This is a genomic window from Burkholderia sp. RF2-non_BP3 (assembly GCF_001522185.1).
Taxonomy (GTDB): Bacteria; Pseudomonadota; Gammaproteobacteria; order Burkholderiales; family Burkholderiaceae; genus Burkholderia; species Burkholderia diffusa.
The window spans coordinates 11936-34936 of sequence record NZ_LOSU01000012.1; the positions used below are offsets into that span (position 1 = coordinate 11936).

18 protein-coding genes are annotated in these 23001 nt (G+C 59.1%); 10 read left to right on the forward strand and 8 right to left on the reverse strand.

The genetic code is table 11. The features are described 5' to 3' along the window. Positions 1-64 precede the first annotated feature (64 nt). Positions 65-1519: an aldehyde dehydrogenase family protein gene (locus WS45_RS05500; RefSeq protein WP_059698869.1), complete on the forward strand. Its 1455-nt coding sequence runs from the start codon at positions 65-67 to the stop codon at positions 1517-1519. Positions 1520-1798: 279 nt separating this feature from the next. Here WS45_RS05500 and WS45_RS33140 read toward each other — a convergent pair whose 3' ends face one another. After that, a complete protein-coding gene (locus WS45_RS33140) occupies positions 1799-2698 on the reverse strand; it encodes a LysR family transcriptional regulator (RefSeq protein ID WP_082721851.1) in 900 nt (299 codons plus the stop codon). Between the two features lie 127 nt (positions 2699-2825). Then, the gene (locus tag WS45_RS05510; RefSeq protein ID WP_059698870.1) at positions 2826-3899 is read right to left on the reverse strand and encodes an alpha/beta hydrolase; all 1074 of its coding nucleotides are present in this window, start codon (positions 3897-3899) and stop codon (positions 2826-2828) included. A 385-nt stretch (positions 3900-4284) separates the two neighbouring features. Between WS45_RS05510 and WS45_RS34735 the strand changes: the two genes are divergently transcribed. Further along, positions 4285-4641, forward strand: a complete 357-nt coding sequence (locus WS45_RS34735; protein ID WP_156437054.1) for a DUF3331 domain-containing protein — start codon at positions 4285-4287, stop codon at positions 4639-4641. Between the two features lie 136 nt (positions 4642-4777). Here WS45_RS34735 and WS45_RS05515 read toward each other — a convergent pair whose 3' ends face one another. Then, entirely contained in the window at positions 4778-7669 is a 2892-nt protein-coding gene (locus tag WS45_RS05515; RefSeq protein ID WP_059698648.1) for an ATP-binding protein, read from the reverse strand. A 243-nt stretch (positions 7670-7912) separates the two neighbouring features. Between WS45_RS05515 and WS45_RS05520 the strand changes: the two genes are divergently transcribed. Genes WS45_RS05520 through WS45_RS05535 form a run of 4 tightly spaced genes read left to right on the forward strand, consistent with a single transcriptional unit; the run spans position 7913 to position 12792 of the window. Beyond that, positions 7913-8749, forward strand: a complete 837-nt coding sequence (locus WS45_RS05520) for an SDR family NAD(P)-dependent oxidoreductase (protein ID WP_059698650.1) — start codon at positions 7913-7915, stop codon at positions 8747-8749. Between the two features lie 56 nt (positions 8750-8805). Continuing rightward, positions 8806-9261: a (2Fe-2S)-binding protein gene (locus WS45_RS05525; RefSeq protein WP_006405190.1), complete on the forward strand. Its 456-nt coding sequence runs from the start codon at positions 8806-8808 to the stop codon at positions 9259-9261. 1 nt (position 9262) lies between these two features. Further along, positions 9263-11488, forward strand: a complete 2226-nt coding sequence (locus tag WS45_RS05530) for a xanthine dehydrogenase family protein molybdopterin-binding subunit (protein ID WP_059698652.1) — start codon at positions 9263-9265, stop codon at positions 11486-11488. Then, positions 11485-12792, forward strand: coding sequence for a cytochrome c (locus tag WS45_RS05535; RefSeq protein ID WP_006405187.1), 1308 nt, complete (start codon positions 11485-11487; stop codon positions 12790-12792). Before WS45_RS05530 ends, WS45_RS05535 begins: the two co-directional genes overlap by 4 nt. A 108-nt stretch (positions 12793-12900) precedes the next feature. On the opposite strand, the gene WS45_RS05540 is transcribed toward WS45_RS05535, so the two are convergent. Further along, positions 12901-14886, reverse strand: coding sequence for a CaiB/BaiF CoA-transferase family protein (locus WS45_RS05540; protein WP_059698654.1), 1986 nt, complete (start codon positions 14884-14886; stop codon positions 12901-12903). Positions 14887-15060: 174 nt separating this feature from the next. Between WS45_RS05540 and WS45_RS05545 the strand changes: the two genes are divergently transcribed. Next, on the forward strand, positions 15061-15960 hold the full coding sequence (locus WS45_RS05545) for a LysR substrate-binding domain-containing protein (RefSeq protein WP_006405185.1): 900 nt from the start codon (positions 15061-15063) through the stop codon (positions 15958-15960). Positions 15961-15979: 19 nt separating this feature from the next. On the opposite strand, the gene WS45_RS05550 is transcribed toward WS45_RS05545, so the two are convergent. Both WS45_RS05550 and WS45_RS05555 read right to left on the reverse strand, forming a co-directional pair. Beyond that, entirely contained in the window at positions 15980-16783 is an 804-nt protein-coding gene (locus WS45_RS05550; protein WP_006405184.1) for an enoyl-CoA hydratase/isomerase family protein, read from the reverse strand. Positions 16784-16794: 11 nt separating this feature from the next. Further along, positions 16795-17562 carry an SDR family oxidoreductase gene (locus WS45_RS05555; protein ID WP_006405183.1) on the reverse strand — a complete coding sequence of 256 codons (768 nt, stop codon included), beginning with the start codon at positions 17560-17562 and terminating at the stop codon, positions 16795-16797. 319 nt (positions 17563-17881) lie between these two features. On the opposite strand from WS45_RS05555, the gene WS45_RS05560 reads away from it, so the two are divergent. Next, on the forward strand, positions 17882-19186 hold the full coding sequence (locus WS45_RS05560) for an MFS transporter (protein WP_035488449.1): 1305 nt from the start codon (positions 17882-17884) through the stop codon (positions 19184-19186). A gap of 57 nt (positions 19187-19243) precedes the next feature. Next, positions 19244-20419 carry a thiolase family protein gene (locus WS45_RS05565; RefSeq protein ID WP_179950356.1) on the forward strand — a complete coding sequence of 392 codons (1176 nt, stop codon included), beginning with the start codon at positions 19244-19246 and terminating at the stop codon, positions 20417-20419. 468 nt (positions 20420-20887) lie between these two features. On the opposite strand, the gene WS45_RS05570 is transcribed toward WS45_RS05565, so the two are convergent. Both WS45_RS05570 and WS45_RS35580 read right to left on the reverse strand, forming a co-directional pair. Then, positions 20888-21712, reverse strand: a complete 825-nt coding sequence (locus WS45_RS05570; protein ID WP_156437037.1) for a hypothetical protein — start codon at positions 21710-21712, stop codon at positions 20888-20890. A gap of 499 nt (positions 21713-22211) precedes the next feature. After that, the gene (locus tag WS45_RS35580; RefSeq protein WP_059698658.1) at positions 22212-22652 is read right to left on the reverse strand and encodes a hypothetical protein; all 441 of its coding nucleotides are present in this window, start codon (positions 22650-22652) and stop codon (positions 22212-22214) included. On the opposite strand from WS45_RS35580, the gene WS45_RS34740 reads away from it, so the two are divergent. Then, on the forward strand, positions 22651-22866 hold the full coding sequence (locus WS45_RS34740) for a hypothetical protein (protein ID WP_156437039.1): 216 nt from the start codon (positions 22651-22653) through the stop codon (positions 22864-22866). The genes WS45_RS35580 and WS45_RS34740 overlap by 2 nt on opposite strands. Positions 22867-23001 lie beyond the last annotated feature (135 nt).

A 23001-nucleotide genomic window follows, 5' to 3' on the forward strand; every position in this document is an offset into this window, starting at 1 on the left:
ACCGGCCGAAATCTGTCCGGTATGACGCAGTTGTGTTCGACGCAGTTTGCGTCAGGAGATCGACATGCCGAGTACAGGTATACAATTTTCGCGAGTTGACAGCTATGTCGACGGCGCATCGTTACCACTCGCCGATAGCAACTACGCCGACAAAATTGACCCACGAACCGGCGCCAAGATTAAGGAAACCGCGAGGGGCGGTCGCGCCGAGGTAATTCGGGCGGTAGATGGTGCTCAAGCTGCCTTTGATGGTTGGCGCGAATTGCGTCCATCCGAACGTGGTCGCCTGCTGGTGAACTTCGGTCAAGTCATACGGCAGCATGGAGATTGTCTTGGTGCGATCGAAAGCCAGGAGACTGGAAAGCCAGCACGTGAGATGCCGGAACTCATCGATCTGACTGCACAGTTCTTCGAGTTTTACGGCGGAATCGTCAATGTGATGGACGGCGATGTGATCAATCACGGCCCCGATTATCACGTCTATACCCGGCGTGATCCGTTTGGGGTCGTCGGCGTCATCTTGCCGTGGAATGCTCCCCTACATCAGGCTGCGCGTGCCGTCGCCCCTGCCTTGGCGGCCGGCAATAGTGTGGTCGCAAAGCCTTCCGACCATACTCCTGGCTCGCTCGTCGAACTTGCGAGACTGGCAGTCGAGGAGGCTGGCTTACCCGCGGGCGTATTTAATGTTGTCGTCGGAAGAGGCAGCGTGATCGGTCCGGCAATGGTTCAACATCCCGCCATTCAGAAGATTTCGCTGACCGGCAGCGTGCGGGCCGGACAGGAACTCGGTGCCCTCGCTGCGGACCGGATTCTGCCGCTCACGCTCGAACTGGGCGGAAAGTCGGCGAACATCGTATTCGACGACTGTGAAATCGACGCTGCCGCTAGGGGATCGGTTCGCGCTTTTACATGGAACAGTGGTCAATGGTGTGCTGCCGGAACGCGTCTGCTCGTGCAGGAAAATATTCACGACGCATTCGTCGACAAACTTGTTGCCGAGGTCGCCGCGCTGCGTGTCGGTCCGGAGGCCGATGCAACGTCCGGACCCATAACGACACAAGCGCAATACGAGAAGATCCTGAGCTACTTCGAGATCGCGGAAAGGGAGGGGCTAACCTGCGCGATTGGTGGCAGAGCGATGCGAGGCGGAAAATTTGCCGATGGCTGGTATGTGGAACCGACGGTCTACACGGGCGCCGACAATCAGCACGTGCTCGCTCGCGAGGAGATATTCGGTCCCGTCGTGGTCGTTATCCCGTTCAAAGACGAAGCTGATGCGATTCGTATTGCGAACGATAGCGATTTTGGCTTATCGGCAGGCATCTGGAGTCGCGATATAGGCCGAGTTCATCGCGTTGCGGCGCGTCTGGATGCCGGCCGTATCGTGGTCAACGAATATGGTGGCGGATTCGTGCAAACTCCATGCGGGGGCTTCAAGCAGAGTGGCTATGGTCGCGAGCAGGGTATCGAGGCACTCGGTCATTACACACAGCTAAAGTCCGTCATCGTCAAGCTCTGACGACACGCCGAAATACGATGGTCGCTCACATGGCAGTGCAGTGAGTGTCGCGTTTGCCATGGGATTTCGGACTATTGATATGGGAAGTTATCGTTCGGTGGAGACGCCCCTCGCTCAGTCAGCGGCTCGATGAGTGCCGATCTGCTACCGTCAATTGGGAGATTACAGCTGCACCGGTATTCCTGATTATATGAGCGCCGGAACTACTGAACGTATCCCTCGATACTCTGGCTACAGGTGCGCTGCGAGAGAGTCGCGTGATATGCAATTCACGATCCGTCATTGCTCCGGCAGTTGAAGATTATCTACGGCATAGTCGATGAACTCGCGTACGCGTGACGGAATTCGTTGGCGCTGCGGGTAGTACATGAAGACACCAAGTCGACTGCTCACATGCTCGGGTAGTAGCTGAACCAGTGTGCCTGCTCGGATGTCTGCTTCGACTGTGTACGCCGGAAGTTGACCAATCCCCATACCCAATCGTACAGCGTTGGCTTCAGATTCGATGTCGTTAAAGATCATCGACGCTGGCACGTCATGGTAGACGAGTTCGTCGTTGACCTGAACTTCCCAGGGTACCGCTCGCCCCGAGTTGGGATGCCTGAAACCAGTACAGCGATAGGTAACGAGTTCTTCAAGATTCTTCGGCTGACCGTTGCGGGCGACATACTCAGGCGACGCGCATATGATGAGCGGGAAGCGCCCCAAAGGACGGACGACGACATTCTGAGTAGGTTCGGTGCCGACACGAAAGCCAACATCGATTCTTGCCTCGACGAGGTCGGTGAAATGATCGTCCAGTATGAACTCGAAGTGGACGTCGGGATGGAGACGTTGAAACCCTGCGACACACGGTAAGACGAAAGGGCCTGCTAGCGAACGCGGAGCAGAAATACGGATGTTTCCCTTGACCTCCTTGCTCGCGTACCGCGTTTTGTCCATTGCTTCTTCGAGTAGCGACAGGCCGGCGTCGGCTAGATCGAAGAGCTGCTGGCCTTCGTCCGTTAGGCTCACACGGCGAGTCGTGCGGTTCAGCAACCTTACCCCAAGATGCGCTTCGAGCTGCGCGATCGAGCGGCTTACCACCCCTGTTACGACACCGGTTTCCTGCGCTGCTTGTGTGAAGCTCTTTGCCTTCGCAACGGCCAGAAAGATACTCAGAACTCGGCTTGTGTCCATATGAAATTCTCGAAATCTGATATGTGGCACTGATCTCGACGGCATTCTCATCGCCCGGACACCGTGACACCAATGTAGGTCGAACGGAGCGTCATAAGCAGACGCAAACCGAAGACCTATGCCGGTGCTACTTCGCTTTCATGGAAATGCATTCGGTACGGGTCCGATTGTCCGTCAAAGTACGCGCGCGGATAAATGATGCACCGTCTTGTATTGCGTTTCCAGCGTCGCGAATCATAAACGGGAAAAGCTGCCATTGATGGATCATGTTCGGCCAAATCTCCAGCGAAACCGGAACATCCATAGTGCCAGCGCGACGAGCGAATCGCACCGCGTCGTCCATAAGCGTCTCTGTCGAGCCGACCTGGATCAACATCGGTGGGAGCCCGCGGAGATTCGCATAGAGTGGCGAAACGTCGGGATTGTTCGGTGGAACGTCGCCAAGGTAAGCCCGACTCACCGTGATCATGCTCGTGCGCTGGATAATCGGGTCCCGGCTCCCGTTTTCCATCATAGATTCTCCCGTTACTGCAAGATCTGTAACGGGGCTCATCAGAAGAAGCGCTGCTGGTAAGGAGCGGTGTTGTTCCCGCAACCGAAGGGACAACTCTATCGCCAGATTTCCTCCGACGGATTCACCAGCTACGACGACCCGGTCGGCAGTGTATCCCTGTTCGATCATCCAGTCCCACGCGCGCAATACGTCGTCAATCTGGGACGGATAAGTGGACTCCGGCAATAATCGATAGTCAACGGCAAACACATTTGCATCAGCAGTTTTGGCGAGCTGTGCTACTAGTGCGCGATGCGTGCTTGACGACCCACTGTAGAACCCGCCCCCGTGGATGTAGAGAACAATGCGCTTTGCGCACGTATTGCCGTCCTGAATTGGCGTAAACCACCTTCCCCGCACGCCATCACTGTCGACATCAAAATGACTAACACCAGCCGGCGCCGGAACGTCGTCCATCATTCGTGCGAAGGCTTCACGCCGCTGCTCGAAACCACTGGTGCCGGCAAAGTACTTGGTGCGAAAAGCGACAATCCCGGCAACGTCATATTGCGCCAGCTTTGAGCTCGGTTCGGCCGCCACCGCAGTCATAGCAGTCGCACATATCGATGGCAGTAACAACGCGCCGAGTGTGCGATTCGCCACGGATCGCATCAAGTTGCGGATGGCGGGGCGGTAGCGCGAAGTCATATGCTCCTCTCGGTTGGCCAAAGTGCGGTGTCACGTAATAGTGAGCGATTTCACGGTGAATTTCTTCTACGTTTCGCACGAATTCACGACGATTCACGTCTAGTGCATTAATGTGCGGGCTACGCTACCGTTACAGAACTAGATGTCCGTCGCGGGTGTTGCGCGGCAAGTCCGCTGGAGCTGGTTTCGCCATTGCAGGTGGCAGTGCACTGCCGGCAGTCGAGCCAGTATTTCGCCGGTTTTATCGAGTTGGCCGATGAGCAACGTTAATCGAGCGTCAGACGACGTACAGAAACTGGATCGCGATCAGGTGCACGAATTCGAGGTGCGTGACGCTTGGTCACAGATCGTATATTCGCTACTCGGGCCGTCGCGTGAGCAAACTATGGAGCTACCGGCGTATCATTTTTTTGACATCTCATCTACTGAGAAAAGAATCGGTAGTCGATGTCGGAAGAAAAGTAGTCGAATTGCCGCGCTCGAATGCGATCATGCATTGGACGCGACGATAAGTGCACTGGAAAAACTTTCTGACACGTCAATCATTTTGCATTGGAGTTCAACTCGGTGCCACTATGGAAGCCAGATTTGGACGAGAGGGCTTGCGTGGCGCGATGGCCTCTGTGCGCTAACACGAGCACCTATTCGCGAAGGGGACGTCGTTTATCGGCCGAGAAAACGCGGACGGTTGCCGGCAAATGCAGAGGCCATGATCTTTGCATTGGCTATTGACGGTGCGTGAGCAATTCCGACCACACCGGGCGCTCGCAGCCGATTTCGTGCGGGTGAATATCGACAGATGGTCTGTTGTGTCGTCTTGATAGACGCAAGCAGTTAGTCGTATCCACGCTGGGTGGTCGAGATCGACTGTCCGGCGATCATTCGAGTCCATCCAAGGCTATTCTCGCGGCAACAAGGTCTGGTGCATCCGTAGTCGTTGGGATTGAGCCGAGAGCGTCCACTAGGAGTGAGCGAGCATCTGCCCCTCGACCGCATGTGCTCCAGTGCTTTGCCAGCACGGTCGCAGAGCGGATTTCCCATAGGCGTGCGCCGCAGTCTTTCGCGAACTGGTGACTACGAACCAAGTACTCCTCTCCTGCCGAGACGTCCTTGTCTTGGCTATCGCCAAAATAGGTCGCGCCCTTAATGCGAAGCAGTTCTGGCATGCACCAAATCTCGTTGCATTGTTGAGCGCGTTCGAGCATGTCGTCGATCTCGATGCTGAGCCGATGTGTGTCATCGCTATCCAGAAGTGCATCACAGAATGCAATTCTCGCCATCGTGTACAGTGGACCACGTCCGCCAGGAAGGATGGCCGAGATTGCACGATGCAGGATCGGCAAACCTAAGCACGACCCACTTGTCCGAATACTAAGGATTCCTTCGAAGCAACGTGCCAGCTCATGCCAGGCTTGCAATTCACTCGTCGCGGATCGAGAAAGGAACATATCGACGAAATACTTCGCGGTTGAGACATCTCCGGCATATAGTGAAACTGGACATGCACCTTGACAGAGCGCGTAGGCAATCGAGGTAATATTTCGACTATCCAGTGCCTGCTCAACATTATGTGTGGCTACAGCAAGCGCATGATCTGGCAATCCTCGCAGGAGAAGAATCTGAGCCTGGAATGACCGTGAGGCAATGAGTTGGTCGAACTGCAGTGGCCCGGGGAGAGGCTGCGATTCGCAGAACATGAAGCGGGAAATCGCTTTCTCGATATGTCGATGGGCTCTGTCGAGTTGTCCGAGATAAAACAACGAAGTGCCAACTACGCGCTCGCCGACTGCGACATGAAATGGATCGTTGATCGACTCAGCAGTCTCTAGCAGTTGTTGAGCCACGGTAAGAGCGCTTGCGTACTGGCTTGTATTCCTCTGGGATGCCCAGATGCCCCACAGCGCAGTGAATCGCTGTTCCTTCTCGTCGAGCGCTTCTGATAACAAAAGCACATTTCGCCATGCCTCCGTCATGTCGTCACCGCCACCTACGCGATGCGTAAGCGAGGTGGCATGCGCAGACCACAAACGTAAAGCAGTGCGCGGCGAGATTGCCGTATCGGACTGCTGTTGCGCGGACAATGCATCAAGCGCCTGCTTCACCCGAAACGCATATTCGTCAAATAAGGACAGACTAAGCCAGAGCGGAATCGATGCAGCGGTCAACTCGAGCGCGAGCTCCAACTGGCCGTCTGTCGCCCACGCCCATTCAAGCGCGGCTCGGACGTTATCGATCTCATGTTCGCAAGGGTTGCGCGCCGCATGCGAGCCTGGCGGAAAGCACTGCGGTGATTCCGTGGCATGGTCCCTTAGCCGGTCCAGATAGAGTCTCGCGTGCCGCAACGCGCAGGATTCTGCATCTCCGCTTTCGTGGAGGCGACTCAGCGCAAACGCGCGCGTAGTATGGAGCAAACGATAGTAAGCAATCGAGCCGTTGACGTCTGCTACGACGAGGGACTTGGCAACCAGGTCAGCGAGGAGGTTCAGTAATTGACCTTCGGTAGTCGCAATGTCACCGGCAACAACGCAAGCCGCTTCTGCGGTAAAAGTGCGCGCGAAGACGCCGAGACGCCGAAGCATTACTTGGTGAGCGTGAGGGAGAGACGAATAGCTCCAATCGAGCGTTGCGGATAAGGTCTGATGTCGGGGCAGCGCAGTACGTCGATCCAAAGTCAAGAGGCGGAATCGATCATCGAGCAACGTTGCGAGACCATGAATCCCGAATGCGTCGACCCGTCCCGCGCCGAGTTCGATTGCCAGCGCTATGCCGTCCAATCTGCGGCAGATTTCCGCTACTAGCGGCGCATCTTCATCACACAAGACGAAATCGCGATGTACCGAGGCTACGCGTTCCACGAACAACTGCACCGCAGAGTAGGACATTGCCTCCGCTCCGGTCAGCGCAGAGGAGATCGGGGGCACTTGCAGAGGTTCAAGCCGGAAAACCTGCTCGCCGCTGGCTCGAAGCGCTTCGCGACTGGTCGTCAGCAGATGAATTGACGGTGCATGCTTGAGCAGACGCTCGGCTAGCATAGCGGTCGCCTCGATCACTCGCTCACAATTGTCGAGCACGATCAGCGCATGCTTGGAACATAGGTGCTCGACCAGTAGAGATTCTGACGCCTCCGAGTGCTGAGTAAGACCCACGACGGAGGCGATGGCGCCGGGGAGCAGTCGCGCATCGAGAAGCGAGTCGATTTCAACGAAGAAGATACCATCGCGATAATCCGACAGCATTTCATATGCCGCTGCGATTGCGATGGTCGTTTTGCCGATGCCTCCTGGTCCCGCAATAGTGACGAACCGGTGCTCCTTCAGCATTCCCGAGATAGTGGCGAGTTCCCGTCGCCGACCGATCATCCGCGCTAGCGGGGAAGGCAAGTTGTGACGGCGATCCGCCGACGGCAACTGCTGGCGACCACGGGAGACCGTGGCGGAAGCCCCAGCAGGGTTTTGTACTACCGGACCCGTAAACCTGTAGCCGCGGCCAGGTACATTCGCGATCAGCAGCGGTGACTTGCCGTCACCCAGAGCGCGACGGAGCGCGGCGATTTGCGCACGCAGGTTACTTTCCTCAACGAACGTGGTTGGCCACGCTCGACGTGTCAACGTTTCCTTATCGACGATCTGACCTGCTTGCTCGATCAATACGACCAGGATTTCCATCGCGCGGCTGCCCAGGGCGATCGGTATCTCACCGCGTAGCAGTCGTTGCTGCGTCGGGAAAAGGTGAAAATCTCCGAAAGTGAAGCAGTGGTCGTAGGAGTACATCGGGGTTCTGGCCAGGTTATCAGTTCAACACGACGGGTGTTGCCTAGATTGACGACCATCTTGGCACTGACAAATTTATAGCACGGCCGTTACGGAAGAAAGAAAAAGCCATTCGCAAAATTTCACGCCAATTCACTGGCCGACTACAAACTGGTATCCGATACTCTAGTCTGACTATTCTCCGCGGTACAGTAATTCCTGCTTCCATGTCTTTGTCATGGATAACCTCTGGACACTCGGAAGATGCGACGGAAAACGATTCTTCTCTCGGGTGCCGATTCTTCATTCGGCCGAGCACTGATAGGTGCTGCGCTGTCGTTTGGATGCAACGTTGTTGGCGTAACTTGCACGGAGGATGGCGGCTTGACGTGTGAGGCATTAAGTCCGGAGCCCGTCTCAGGTCGCTTGCTCGACCTTCGGGCCACGAATTCCGCTGAGTCTCTCGTCGCGGCGGTTGAATCTGGTGTCGGTGCCGTGGACGTGCTCATCAACAACCCCAGTGTCACGTACCGAGGGATGATTGAGGAGTCTCCACTGGAAGCGCTCGAAGATCAGTTGCGGGGAAATTTGATTGCCCCAGTCGCGATGACAAAGGCCGTGCTGCCGTATATGAGGCACAGGCGAAGCGGCCAGATCGCCAATGTCACAACGCTCGGCGGCCTTGTCGCATTCCCGGGATACGGCTTCTATAGCGCCAGCAAGTTTGCGCTCGAAGGGTTGAGTGAAGCGTTGCGCAAGGAAGTGAAAAATCTGGGGATTACCGTTACCGCTATCGGACTCGGGCATTGCGGAGAGCCGGCCTGGACAGAGCCGATCGAATCGGGACGCAGTCACATCGAAGATTACGCGGTAGCGCTGCGAGCCGCGCAAGAAGCACGAACGTTCATTCCTGCAGGGCAGCGCGCGGCTGACGCGACGATGGCCGCGCAAGCAGCCATCGATGTGCTAATGAGCGGCGCAGCCCCCGCCCATCTGCTGTTGGGTGCTGACGCCGTGCAATGGTTGCGTGAAAAGATCGGTGCGCTAACTGCAGAAATCACGGCCTGGGAATCCGTGTCGTTGTCGGTGCGCGCGCATTGATTCAAAGCCGGGCGAGCATCTCGCCATTCTGATGCTGCAAAGCGGGGATCCAAAAAATGGTAACGCTCAAAATCAATGGAACGATCCATGAGGTCGACATTCCTCCGGACATGCCGTTGCTCTGGGTATTGCGTGATGTCGTCGGATTGACCGGCACGAAGTTTGGCTGCGGCATCGCACAATGCGGCGCATGTACCGTTCACGTCGATGGTCAGCCAATGCGTTCTTGCGTTACGCCAGCCGCAGCAATTGCGGGACGCGATATCACCACTATCGAGGGTGTTGCCGCGACTGCGGCCGGGCGAAAAATTCAGCAGGCGTGGCTTGCACTGGACGTTGTGCAATGCGGCTATTGCCAGTCCGGACAGATTATGTCGGCTGCTGCGCTCGTGAACGGTCAGCATGCACCGACGGACGACGACATCGATACTGCGATGGCCGGAAACATCTGCCGTTGTGGCACATATGCCCGCATTCGCGCGGCCATCAAGCTTGCCGTGCGGGAGAATTAACATGCGAGTGCCGGACGATTTTATGGAACGGGGCTTCTCGCGTCGAGATTTCTTGCGTCTCGGAATCAGTGTCGGCGTATGCGCGGGCGGTGGATTGCTGCTGAGTGTAAGCTTTGGCGCGCCGACCGGGCAACGGCCATCGCTCGCCGGGGAGCGCGATACGGACACCATCAACCGTGGACAGTTTGCGCCGAATGCGTTCATTCGAATCGACAAGTCAGGTGAAGTGACACTCATCATTCCCAAGGTCGAGATGGGCCAAGGGGTATACACGTCACTCTCGATGTTGCTTGCGGAGGAGCTTGAGGTCTCGTTGAATGCCGTGAAGCTTCAACATGCTCCTCCGAACGCCGCGCTGTACGCTGATCCGATCCTGCAAATCCAAGCGACTGGTGGATCGATGTCCGTTCGCGCATTCTGGGAGCCGTTGCGGCGAGCTGGTGCTGTCGCACGGCAGCTTCTTATTCGTGCCGCCGCGAAAACCTGGAGCGTGGAACCTTCGTCCTGTAGCGCTACTGAAGGGGTTGTGAACCACTCCGCCTCCGGCCGGAAGCTTGCTTACAGTGCTTTGGTCGAGAAGGCAGCATTGCTGCCGGTGAGCGACAGCTTCGTCAAGTCCGTCACCTTGAAGAATCCGGCCAGCTTCAAGTTGATCGGAAGGCCGGTGAAACGTCTGGATTCGCCGGACAAGGTGGATGGGACCGCTCGTTACGGCATCGACACACGCCTGCCCGGAATGGTGTACGCGGTGGTGGTTCATAGCCCGGTGTTTGGGGGCTCGGTCGTCAGCGTGGACGACCGGGCGGCTCGAACCGTGCCGGGCGTTCGACAGGTTGTCAAATTGGACAATGCCGTGGCAGTGATCGGTACGCATACCTGGGCAGCCAAACGTGGCGCAAATGCACTGGTGATTCACTGGAATGCCGGAACGAATGCAGGTCTGACCACCGAGATGCTGGTCGACGACTTGCGTCGGGCATCGACAAAACAGGGCGCTGTCGCAAAGAAGGCCGGCGATGTAGTGACGGGTCTCGAGCGTGGCAAAAAAAGGCTGGATGCCGTCTACGAGCAGCCCTTTCTCGCGCATGCAACGATGGAGCCGATGAACTGCACGGTGCATGTGCATGACGGCATCTGCGAGATTTGGGCCGGGACTCAAGTTCCCACACGCGCGACGGATATAGCGGCGCAGGCGACCGGGTTGCCGCCCGATCGCGTCCTGCTTCACAACTTCCTGCTCGGGGGCGGGTTCGGCCGCCGTCTCGAAGTGGACTTCATTGGCGAGGCTGTGCGGATCGGCCGTCAGGTCGATGCGCCTGTCAAGGTGATCTGGACACGGGAAGAAGACATCCAGCACGATATGTTCCGTCCGTATTACCTGGACCGCATGTCGGCCGCGCTCGGCGCGGACGGCAAACCGGTCGCATGGACGCATCGGATCACGGGCTCGTCGATCGCAGCGCGCTGGGCGCCTCAATGGGTAAAGGACGGCGTCGATCTGGATGCGGTCGATGTGGCCGCGTCGCTGCCTTACGACATCCCGGCGCAACTCGTCGACTACGTCCGCCAAGAGCCGCGAGGCGTGCCGACTGCGTTTTGGCGTGGCGTGGGTGCGCTGCGCGGCACTTTCGTCGTGGAAAGTTTTATCGACGAACTGGCGAACCTCGCTGGCGCGGACCCTGTTGCGTACCGGCGCAACCTTCTGGACAAGTCGCCGCGTGCGCTACACGTGCTCGATATCGCAGCACGTACGAGCGGCTGGGGCACGCCGATGCCGAAGGGGAAAGGACGTGGCGTTTCGCTGATGAACGCGTTTGGGAGCTATTTTTGCATGGTCGCGGAAGTCGACGTTCAGGATGGCGATGTGCGTGTCGAGCGGGTGGTATGCGCGGTGGACTGCGGCCACGTCATTAACCCGAACACGGTGGAAGCGCAGATGGAAGGCGGAATCATTTTCGGCATCACTGCGGCATTGTGGGGAGAGGTTACGTTGAAGGATGGGCGCGTCCAGCAGGGAAACTTCAATGATTATCGGGTCATGCGAATCAATGAGGCTCCCCGTATCGAGACAATTATCGTACCTAGCGGCGAGGCACCGGGTGGAATCGGTGAGCCTGGAACGGCGAATATCGTATCAGCCGTCACCAATGCCGTCTTTGCAGCAACCGGACAACGCGTGCGACGGCTGCCCATCGGCCGGCAACTGAAAGCCGCCGAATCCGCGTGAGGAGAGCCGAATTGAATACGATTCTTCCCGCAGTATTGCGGCGCATCGCAGGGGGCGCGATATCTCTATTGCTAGCGGTATCGTCTTCTCCGTCATCGGCAGCTGACCCAGGGTTGGTTGCGCGCGGAGAGTATCTGGCGAAGGTCGGTGACTGCATTGCATGTCATTCGACGCCGAATGGTAAGCCGTTCGCCGGCGGCATGCCGATGGTAACCCCGATGGGGCGAATCTTCACGACCAACATCACGCCGGACCGCCGGACCGGCATCGGCACGTATTCGGAACAGGACTTCTCCCGTGCGGTGCGCGAAGGCGTCGCGAAGGACGGCCGGAATCTCTATCCGGCAATGCCGTACCCGTCGTACGCTAAGATTAGCGACGATGACATGAAGGCGATGTACGCATACTTCATGAACGGCGTTCCCGCGGTGACTCAAGTGAATCGAAACAGCGACATTCCATGGCCGCTCAGCATGCGATGGCCACTGAAAATCTGGAACGTGCTATTTCTCGATTCATCGCCGTACCGGTCGAATCCACAGAAGACTGCCCAATGGAATCGGGGTGCATATTTGATTCAGGGGCTCGGTCATTGCGGCGCATGTCATACGCCGCGCGGGATTGCGTTCCAGGAGAAGGCGATGGACGAAAGCGGTCCCACTTTCCTGAGCGGCGCCGTGGTCGAAAACTGGTATGCGTCGAGTCTGACTGCCGACAGCAAACGGGGAATCGGCAGGTGGTCCGAAGCGGACATCGTCGAGTTCCTTCGGACCGGTGCAAACCGGCATGCAACCGCGTTCGGGTCGATGGTCGATGTCGTTAATCACAGTACGCAGCATCTTGTCGACGACGATGCGCGCGCAATCGCGGCCTATCTCAAGTCGTATCCACCTATCGGTGGTGATGCCGGCGCTGCCGTTGCCGCGCTCGACCCGACGACGAAGATTGCGCTGCGAACCGGACCTGTATCGCCTGGTGAAAAGACATACGGAACATATTGTCTGCATTGCCATCGAGCGGACGGGAAAGGGAGCGCGCCATGGCTCGCGCCGCTCGCCGGCAATCCGAACGTGCTGGAGGCGAACCCGGTCGGGCTGATCAACGTCACGCTCAATGGAAGTGAAACGCTCGTCATTGCGGGAATTCCAGCCGCATATCCGATGCCGCGATACCATGCGGTCCTGGAAGATCGGCAGATCGCCGACGTGCTGACGTACGTGCGCGGCGCATGGGGCAACGATGCACCGGCCGTCAGTGTCGACGCGGTCGCGAAGGTACGTCGCGCGACAGCACCGACGCGGTGATTTCACGGTCGCGCACCGCGACCGATGCGGTTGCGGCCGACGGCTTGGGACGCTAGCGGTGCGTCGCATCCACATGCGTGTATTACATGCGGTTCCGCGCCGGGCAATTCACGCCGCGCGCCCGCATGTGTCGTGCGTCGCCTCCGACCTCGGTGCGACCGGCACGGCCCGAATGCGGGCCGGTGTGCGCGACAGCCTGTACGGCAGCTTCACGACCGGCCAGAAAGTGCCGTTCGCGTCCCGTGCGACACACAGTGCGTCCGCAAGAAAGTCGCCGTTCTCCATCAGCTCGTGCACAGGAACGATCGGCACGGCATGCAGGCCGACGTTCGCGAGCGCGACGACGGCTGACGTCCGCGTCTGCGTGCCGCATCCGATCTCATCTGTGTAAGCAGCAAGCTCCGACGTATCACGACAGTCGTCGCCTTCGAGCCATACGTAACCATCGGCACATCGGACGGCCACGCCACACGGCCCGGGATTGCCCGCCGCGAATAGTGCGGACCACGCGGCAACGTCCTGCATTGCGATCTCGACGAACGTGCCGCGCCGCGACGAGCGCCCGGCCAGATTCGCGACGATCGCGAGCAGTGCGGCTTGTCCCCCCAGAATATCCGCACCAGAAGCGCCTAGCTTGACCGGCTCGCCGTTGCTGCGCGTCAGGTCCATCAGGCCGCTCATTGCTTGAATCACGGTGTCGAACGCGGGTCGCTCGGGATATGCCGACTCGACTCCGAAACCCGAGATCGAACAGTAGATCAGGCTCGGATTAATCTCGCCGAGCGTGTCCCGTCCGAAGCCGAGTTTCGCGAGCGCGCCGGGCCGCAGGTTCTCGATGAGCACGTCGGCGTCAGCAAGAAGCGCACGGAGATGCGCGCGTCCGGCTTCCTGCTTCAGGTCGAGCGAGATGGTGTCCTTGTCGGTATTGTTCAGTGCAAAAAAATAGCTCGTGCCGGTCTGCCCAGGTCGCCACGTTCTCGCGACTTCCCCTTCGGGAGGTTCAATTTTCACGACCGTCGCGCCCAGCGCCGCCAAGTGCTTGCCGACGAGCGGCGCGGTCGTGTACTGACCGATCTCGACGACGTTCACGCCGGCTAGCGGGCCCGCATCGGCCGCGCACGCAACATTGCCCGCAAAAGTTCCCGCTGTGACATCTTCGTCGGCAGTGAGAGAAGACACACCGAAGATCGACACGTGACGATATGTGTCACCGTCGATGCCGTTCGTTTCAATCCGAGCTGCCGCCTCCCCGTGTCGAACCCGGAAGTTCGGCTCAGAGCACAAGCCGGTCACTGTCGCAATGGGCCCGGCCGCAACGCCGATGCGCTCGCAGACAGCCGCGCACTCGTCGGTGGATAGCGTCGACGTCCAAGTTTCGATTAATACGTCTAGTTCATCGACGTTGCGCACCCGATCGGCCAAAGTTGCGAAGCGACGGGAGTCGAGCTGCGGCACGCCGGCCACGCATGCGATCTTTCGCCATTGCTCCTCGGTACTGGTGCAGATGAGTATCCAGCCGTCGCGCGTTCGATACGCGTTCCACGGCGCACACGCGGGATGGCGGTTGCCGACGCGAGTAACGGTATCGCGAGCAAACGCGGCCGGCAGAAATGTCGTGAGCGCGCTTGCCGCGCAGCCGAGGAGTGTGACGTCGATGTTCTGTACGATGCAGCGCAAGCGTTTGACGCGCCAGGCGGCAGCGATCGCCGCGGCGGCATACAGTGACGCCGAGATTTCGGTGAACGGGACACCGACCCTGACCGGCTCACGCTCCGAGAAGCCAGTCGTGTCCATAAGCCCGCCGATCGCTTGGATCTGCGCGTCCGACCGCGCAGCATTCGCGTACGGCCCGTGCGGCCCCGTCGCCGTGATGTCGCACACGATATGGGTGCCGGCAGCCTTCAGGGCGATAATCGCGGCTTTCCGGTCGGCAGTCCATCCGTCGGACGAAACGACGATTACGTCATGCGCGGACTCGTCGGGTCCTAGCGTGTCAGCTAGGGTGATCCGTGCGCCGGCGCGCTCGAGCAACGTCGCGCAGAGTGTCACTGCGTTGCGCGTACCGCAGACCAGTACTCGCATACCATCGAGCATCGCTGTCTCCTTGAATCTTACGGGTTGTCGTTGAATCAACGATACGGTTCGCGGAAGCGGCGGACAAACGACATTTCTTGCGCATAGGATTGACATTTACTGAATCGAGCGAGGCCCGCCGTTCTAGGGGCTTCCCCGACACGCGCAATGTGACGCGCGTGCTAACATTTTCCGATGCGAACCCTTCCGTCACTTAATGCACTGCGAGCCTTCGAGGTATGCGGGCGCCTGCTCAGCGTGCAACTCGCGGCGAACGAGCTAAACGTCACGCCGGCCGCCGTGAGCCGGCAGATCAAGCTCCTGGAAGAGCAGCTCGGCGTACAGCTGTTCGAACGCGGTCATCGATCGATTGCGCTGACGCCGGTCGGGGAGCGGTACCTTGCTGATATCGTGCGCGGCTTCGAAACGATGCGAACCGCGACGATCAACCTCACCGAAGCGCGTCGCCGACGCACGCTCAAGATCCGTGGCTATACGACGTTCTCGATGAACTGGCTTTTGCCGCGGCTGTCGACTTTTCATAGTGAACATCCGGACATCGAGGTCAGCCTGACGACGTCGCTGCAGCCGGTCGACTTCCACGTCGAAGACGTCGACGCTGCGATTCGCCTTTCGCATACGCCGTCGTCCGACGTCGGTTACGATCGCCTCATCGCGAACGAACTCGTTCCCGTGTGTAGTCCGGAGTTTCTGCGCGCGCATCCGGACCTGACCGACGGCACGCCCGAGCGCCTGCGCGACGTGCCACTGCTGCACTCGCTCGCGCGACGCGAGGATTGGTCCAAATGGCTCGACGCGGCCGGCGTGCGCGGCGTCAATCCGCTGGGCGGACTCAGCTACGAAAGTTCGATCCTCGCGTACTTCGCTGCGGCGCAAGGGCATGGCATCGCGATCGCGCAACGCGCGCTCGTCGCCGACCAGCTGCGCGAGGGCGCGCTCGTAATGCCGTTTTCGTTCGCGCTCGATCTCGGCGCGTTCACGTACTACCTCGTGTACCCCCACGAGCATCTGTCGAAACCGGAGTTCGCCGCGTTCCGCGATTGGCTGCTGTCGGTCACCGACGCCCAACGCTGACTCGTCCGGCACCGAACATCTAGCGTCCGGTGAAGCGGGGCTTGCGCTTCTCTGCAAAGGCCTTGCGACCTTCGACCCGATCTTCTGAATCGCGCATTGCACCCCACGCGAGCTCGGTGAATTCGAGCGCTTGCGCGAGCGGTACGTTGCTGCTCGTCTCCGCGACTTTCTTAATCATCTGCACCGCGAGCGGCCCGTTCGCCGCGATGGCGTGCGCGAGCTTGAGCGCCTCGTCGAGGAGTATCTCCGGCTCGACGATGTCCGATACCAATCCCACGCGCTCGGCATACGCAGCGTCGATCTTGCAGCCAGTCAACAGCATCTTCATCGCGATTGCCGACGGTACGGCCTTTTGAAGCGCCTGAATGCCGCATACGGCGGGGATGCTGCCGACGACGGCTTCGGGCAGACCGAACACCGCGTTTGTCGACGCGATCCGCAAATCGCACTGCAATGCAAGTTCCAGCCCGCCCCCCAGGCAATAGCCGTTGACCGCAGCGACGATCGGCTTGAAAAGGCGCAGCGAACTGAGATCAAGTAGCCGCACGTAGATGCCCTCGGCGGCGGCACGATCGATCGATTTGACGAATGATGAACCAAAGTTCGTCGAAGGTGGCAACGTGTTCTTCAGGTCGGCGCCGACGCAAAACGACCGATCTCCGGAGCCGGTGAGCACGATCACACGCACATCGTCGTCGTCGCGCGCGGCGGCGAGCGTGTCGCGTAGTGCACTCAGGCTGTCGAGGTCGAGTGCATTCATGACGTCCGGTCGGTCCAGTCGAACAATGGCCACGTGGTCCGACACATTATAGTGAATCGCCATGGCTCGCTCCTTCAAACGCTCGGTGACGACAACGAACGCCCGCCACAGACATAAAGTGTCTGTCCGGTGATATACGACGCGTCACGCTGCGCGAAGAACAGCACGGCGTGCGCGATGTCATCGGGCGTGCCGATGCGCTGCACTGGCACTGACTTCTGCAACCGCTGCTGAAGCTCGACATCGAATGTACGGAACAGCGGCGTATCGACGATACCCGGCGCGACAGCATTGACAGTAATGCCCGAACCCGCCCACTCGAGCGCGAGACTGCGCGTGAGACTAATCACGCCGCCCTTCGCGGCGGAATAATTCGACTGCCCGATACCTCCGAGCCATGCACGCGACGAGATGTTCACGATGCGCCCGTAGCGTTGTGCGCTCATCGGCGCCAGCACCGCGCGGCAGCACAGAAATTGCGATTTCAGATTCACGTCGATGACCGTGTCCCAGTCTTCCTCGGTCATCTTCGTGATTCGTTTATCGCGCACGACGCCTGCGTTGTTCACCAGAACGTCGATGCGGCCGAAACGCTCGAGCACTGTCTCTATGGCGGTGTTGACGGAGCTTCCGCTTGTGACGTCGACGGGCAACCCTATTACATCCGAGCCAGCTGCGGTGAGCGCGCTAGTCGCCTGATCGAGCGCGGTGCGGTCGAGATCGAAAAGCGCGACACGGCGCCCTTGGCGGGCGAGCGCGGCAGCGATGCCGAAACCGATGCCTTTTGCACCGCCGGTAACGATTGCGACCTCGGTTGACGGGTCGGGGAGTGAAGTAGTCATGTCTTTTGTCTCCGTGAAAGGGGAAGCCTGTACGACCGATGCTATGGCCCGCCGCGACTCACAATCAAACGACATTTTTCGCGGCTTCGATTGACTTCCGATTAATCGAGATCGCGCTGCGCTGCAGCGCGCGTATCCCTGCTTCGCTTCAAATAATCTCAATCGAAAGCGAAGTAAAAGTCGTTTGCGTGCGATGGGATGCGAAACCTACGATGCGTGCATGTGCCGGCCTAATCTGCATCCAGAAAGTAACCGGTCGGGCACTTTCAGCATGTGCCGCGTTGTCGGCGCATTCGTCACCAAAAAATTCGGAGACAACATGGACACCACTCTTCCGAGCATTGCCGGCACATCAGCGGCACCGCTCACGCGCGCGCAGAAAAAGGCGATCGCCGCAGCGACGCTCGGCACGATAGTCGAGTTCACCGACTGGCTCATCTACGCGACGTTCGCCGCGCTGTTCTCGCGGCACTTCTTTCCTGCGCACGACAACCGCGTTTCTCTTCTGTCCGCGTTCGCCGTGTTTGCGGTCGGTTTCGTGATGCGGCCGATCGGCGGTGCGGTGCTCGGCGCGTTCGCGGACCGGCACGGCCGCAAGGACGGACTCGCGTTGTCGGTTGCCCTGATGGCGGGAAGCTCCCTTGTGATCGCAATCTGCCCCGGCTATGGCTCGATCGGAATGGCGGCACCGGTCATTCTCGTGCTCGCGCGGCTCACGCAAGGGTTCGCGGCAGGAGGCGAATTCGGCTCGGCGTCGACGTTCCTGATCGAATCGTCGGTGCCATCGCGGCGCGGCTTTGCAGGCTCATGGCAGCACTTTGCGGTGAATGCTGGCGTACTCGTCGCCGCGTCAATCGGCACTGCGCTGATGTCAATGATCGATACCGCCGCGATGGCCGAATGGGGTTGGCGTGTCGCATTCGGGATTGCCGGGTTGATGGGATTCGTCGCGCTATGGGTTCGTCTCACCGTCGCCGAAACCGATGCGTTCACGAATGCCAGCGCGGGTCATCGCCGTGTGCGGCATCCGTTTGTCGCGGTCGTCCGCGAGCACCGGCGAGCGGCACTGCGCGTGATCGGCATCGCGATGGCGGGCAATCTTTGCAACTATCTGTGGCTCGTTATGTTTCCGACGCTCGTTCATCTGCGCACCGGATTGCCGCTGCACGACGCGTTCAATGCAAGCGTGATCTCGATCGTCGTGTCGCTGATCGCGATCCCGTTCGTCGGCATGTTATCGGATCGGATCGGTCGCAAACCGGTACTGCTCGCGTTTGCGGGCGGCTCCGCGCTGTTCGCGTGGCCGGCGCTGCATTTTCTGTCGCATAACTTCTGGAACGCGGCGACCATCGCGACGATCGGCATGCTGCTGTCAACCGGCTTCGCTGCGACGTGTGCATCGGTGATGGCAGAGCAGTTTCCGGTACAGGTGCGCGCCACCGGCGTCGCGCTGCCATATGCGGTCTCGGCGGCCCTCTTCGGCGGAACGCTTCCCTACATCGTGACTGCGATGTCGAATTCAGGATTGTCGGAGTACCTGTGGATCTATGTGGCGGTCGTTTGCGCAACAGGTTTCGTCGTCTACGCACGGATGCCGGAGACTCGCGGAAAGGTACTCGATTGAGTGCGATGCGCAGGTGAAGTCATCGAAGGATCGTCGGATGTTAATCGTTTGGAGGAAATGATGCGGAAGGTCGTAATCGGCGGCGTCGGTATGACGCCCTTTGGAAAATTTCTCGATCGCAATCTCAAGTCGCTCGCTGAAGAGGCGGTATCGCTCGCATTGAAGGACGCGTGCGTGACGGCAAACGATGTCGAGCGCGTGTTTTTCGGCAACGCGGCAGCCGGAGTCGTGACGGGGCAGGAGATGATTCGCGCGCAATCGTCGCTGCGCAATACTGGTCTCGACGGCAAGCCTATGTACAACATTGAGAACGCGTGCGCGTCGGGCAGTTCGGCACTGAACCTCGCGTGGCTGTCGGTGGCGTCCGGACAGTGTGAAACGGCACTCGTCGTCGGTGTGGAAAAGCTCACACACCACGACAAGTCGGTTTCTTTCGGCGCGTTCGCGAAGGCGGTTGACCTCGAAGAACCGTTGCCCGAAGGCATGACGACCGGCACGGGTTCGCTGTTCATGGACCTGTACGCAGCAAAGGCGCGCAAATGGATGGAAAAGACCGGCGCCGATGCGAGCGATTTCGCACGCGTGGTCGTTAAGAGCCGCCGCGCGGGTTCGCTGAACCCGTATGCACAGTTCCGCAATGAAACGAGTATCGAAGAAGTACTAGCGAGCCGGATGGTCAGCGATCCGCTGACGCTATTCATGTGCTCGTCGATTGGTGACGGCGGTGCAGCCGTGTTTATCTGCTCCGAGGACTACGCGGCAACCCGAGACATTCGTCCGGTGTTCATTCGCGCGAGTTCGATCGTGTCGGCTAAGGGGGATGGATCCGGCGAACTGGTTGCAGTGCGTGCGGCAAATGCAGCGTATGAACAGGCGGGCATTGGTCCGTCGGACGTGCACGTCGTCGAACTGCACGATGCGTCCGCGCCGGCTGAACTCATCCACTATGAAAACCTTGGTCTGTGCGCGACTGGCGACGCGCCGAAGCTGATCCGCTCGGGTGACACCGATATTGGAGGCCGTGTGTCGGTCAATCCAAGCGGAGGCTTACTGTCAAGAGGTCACCCAGTTGGGGCGACTGGGGTTGCGCAGATCGTCGAACTCACGCAGCAATTGCGCGGCACGGCGGGTGCGCGGCAACGCCCAGGAGCGAAGGTGGCTCTTGCAGAAAACAACGGTGGCCAACTTGCTGGTGATTCCGCCGTTGCTCTTGTCACCATACTGACCACGTGAACGAGGAAGCGGCACTTGCAAGCGCGCCGGTCGATAGTCCACTCTGGCGCGCGTACGTATTATTGAAACGGAAACCGATCGTTCGTTTACTGCGATGCGGTGCTACATTTGAAAACGCCTGTTAGGCCGAGCGTCAGGCTACTCGATGATCTGCCAGAGCGGTGTGTCGAGATAGCGCTCGACGCGCCGGATAGGCGAGGTAATCGCTGCGCGCCGTCGCCGAAAGCGTGAGCGGGTTGCCAGCAAGGTAGCCCGCCGCCAAGAGGTAATTGAATAGCCCTGACCGGATGCCGAGTGCCTGGCGCCGGCTGGAGGGGTGGCTGGGATTCGTGAAATTTTCGCCAGAATTAAGAGTTGGTGCCCGCGCTGAGTCCGTATTCTGGCTAGACGAACGCGTGGTCGAGCGTCGATCTCAAGGCCAGAGCAGCGAGGGCGGGGAGGCTAGACACCCGAAGGACGATCCGGTGATCATCCTAGACGCTTTGCTTCTTCAACCCGTCGCATGAAGTGCGGCGCGTGCTCCTGAAGCAACAGATATCCGAAAACTTGCGGAAGCATTATGCGCAAGTGAACCCAGTCATCGGTCATCACCGGTGCGAAGGGAGCGTCCCCGAAGCGGCTCCCCGGATGGATAGTCTGAATTCTCTGTTCGTAGAATTCCTCGAAATATTTGAGGCCTTGTGCCGCGGAGAGGCCAAGGGGTTCATCGAAGGTCTTGTATAACCAGTCACCGGCTTCGCGGGAACCCGGATTCTTTAAGCCAGTCTGTCGCAAGTGACGGATGACCATCTCGAACGACGCATCGAGGGCGATGAAAGCCGCGATCGTTGCTTCCTCTTGGAACTCGAGATGGCGCGCGAGCATGTCCGATTTAATTAAGGCTTGGATGCCTCGCATGAGGATATGGTTTTCGTGCGAAAAGGCCGCATAGTAACGGCGCTGTAGCCTTTTACTCGAAGCCGACGGATCGATCAGGTCGAAGCTTCGGCCGAGGCATGCCTCCCAGTTTGCACGTATGTACGGCGGCCATTCGACTCTGTCGATTGTGTCGACAAGCGCGGCCTTCACGAGCTTGGCCGTCGTGGAGTTAGTCAGGTCCAGCCTCTCTTCGTCGATTTCGAACCCCGCATGCGGCACCGGATAGAAGCGGCGAAGAATGGAGCCATCTTCGTCTTCCGCGAGCATTATCGATCCCAAAAGCCGCACGACCTCGGGCTCTAGCCAGTCGACCTCACTGTAAGGGAGATGCTCGAAGTCGGGCCATCCACTGCCGTGGGTCACGGCAAAAGCCATGTCCTCGTCGGCGTGGAAGAGACCGCACGAATTGCAGCAAGTGCCCCGCAGATACATTCCGTTCGGGCTGAACAGTTGGACTCGGTATCGGGGCACATCGGTTCGAAAACCTCCGGCGCGTCTTTTAAGTCGAATTTTTCGGCGCATAACTTGTTTTCTCTAACGTCCCGCCTTGCGTTGGGGCATCTTTTCGTCAGTCAGGCGTTCGAGCAAATCGTTGCGGTCCATCATGCGATCTCCCGATTGTTGGCAAGCGTCATGCGGTGCGTCAGTCTGCCGGTCGTGAGCCGCTGGTTCAGCGGTACGTCATACGCCCCCGATCCCCGCAACTGGCTGTTCACCCGAGCACGGCCGCGTCGGCTTAGATTTTTCCTCATTGTAGCGGCCTTACACAGTCCGGGCCCGGACGCAGCGTTCAACGCAATCGGGCCACCGCGCGCCCTTCCAGCGTTCGAATGAACCGGATCGACGCACCGACATGGCAGAGCCTCGCTGTGGTTCAGGATCGCGTTATCGTGCGCCAAGCTCTTGTTGTTGCGCACATCGTTGAACGCGTCCAGGACGCTGATACTGCATCCGCAAGATGCGGTCGGTCATCTCCGACTCGAGCAGTCCGGCCGCCCGAACCGCTTTGACGTATCGACATCGGCAGTTTGAGGCAGGAGACGAAGTGCCGGTTGTTAAACATCAGTCGTATGGCTTTGAAATAGTCGTCGTGGATTAGGGCGGGCATGTTGAAGGTGCCGGCTTCCTCGTCAATGTACTTGAACAAGTAGTCGTCCATCTTCCCCGGCCCCGCAACGCCAACAGGCAGTTTTGACACATTGAGCGCCCCCAGCCGCACGCTCACGTCGATGGTGGGCATGCCGTCAACGATCGGCGTGACGCAAAACAGCGGGGCGACGCCTGTACCGACCTCCGCGAACAACGGCTCGAACATGCAACGTTTCGCCGAGGCGTTCCATCACATGGTACTGCTCGCGGGGCATTGGCCGGGCCAGCGGCACGCGTCGCACCGACAAAAAATCGAGCGTTGCGCGCTCTTGCAAAAACGCCAATTTCTTCACGTCGCTCCCGTGCCGGTGATACTGCTTAATCCCCAGTTGACTGCTCGTGCCGCGGCGCCGGCGCGTGCCGCGAAGCGCTCCCGTTGAGCCACATGAAAAAAACATGCGCGTCGCTGGGCGACGCGACGGAAGAGCTGACCAAACTAACGGGAACGTTGACTCTCTCTGCTTGCGGCAACCTGCGTCAAAGTCAATGCGCCCAACGGCGGCTCGACTAGGCAC